The 571-nt window shown below is 74.4% G+C and carries 2 protein-coding genes; one reads left to right on the top strand and one right to left on the bottom strand.

Annotated elements, in window-relative coordinates; translation table 11 throughout:
- Positions 1–85: 85 nt before the first annotated feature.
- Entirely contained in the window at positions 86–274 is a 189-nt protein-coding gene (locus tag G3I71_RS45990) for a hypothetical protein (protein ID WP_203733061.1), read from the bottom strand.
- A gap of 113 nt (positions 275–387) precedes the next feature.
- Here G3I71_RS45990 and G3I71_RS45985 point away from each other — a divergent pair.
- Positions 388–571, top strand: a 184-nt coding sequence (locus G3I71_RS45985; protein ID WP_343243291.1) for a phosphopantetheine-binding protein, incomplete at its 3' end; no start/stop codon positions are given.

Here is a 571-nt window from a genome sequence, read left to right as displayed (position 1 = left end):
CGCGGGTCCACGCCGCTTCTCGTCCGCGAGAACCGGCGTGGGCCCGCGTTCGTCGTCCCGGGCCGGCGTCCCGGGACGGCGTCCGTCAGGCGAGCTCGACCGGCAGCCCGAACCTCGCGAACAGCGCAGCCCCGAACCACACCGTGACGTGCCGCACGCCGTCCGCACCGACCGTCACCTGCTGCACCTGGAACGCGCGGTGCACGCCGTCCGGGTCGCGCATGTACAGCGCGAAGGCCGGGAGCCCGTTGGCGCTCGTCGGGACCATGCGCATGTCCCCCGGCCCCTGCGCGGGGCACCACGTGGCGATGAGCTCGCCCACCGCGCGCGGCCCCGCGTACGGCGCCCGTCACACCGACCGAGGTCCGGCTTGCCCGTATCTGGTCCGTGCTGCTCCAGGCCGACGACGTGTGCCGCGAGGACGACTTCTTCGCCCTGGGCGGCGACTCCCTGCTCGTGCTGGAAGTGTTCGCCCGGCTGGAGAAACAGGGCGGGCCGCTCCCCCGGCCGACCGTGATCTACCGTCACCGCACCCTGGCCGCCCTCGCCACCGCCGTGGACACGGCTGAGG

Source organism: Streptomyces sp. SID12501, from assembly GCF_010550245.1.
GTDB lineage: Bacteria > Actinomycetota > Actinomycetes > Streptomycetales > Streptomycetaceae > Streptomyces.
This window is presented reverse-complemented; position numbering and strand designations above follow the sequence as displayed.

Bases quoted from the DNA above. Each gene is read 5' to 3' on its own strand.
- G3I71_RS45990 (WP_203733061.1), bottom strand. From the start codon at position 274: ATGCGCATGGTCCCGACGAGCGCCAACGGGCTCCCGGCCTTCGCGCTG.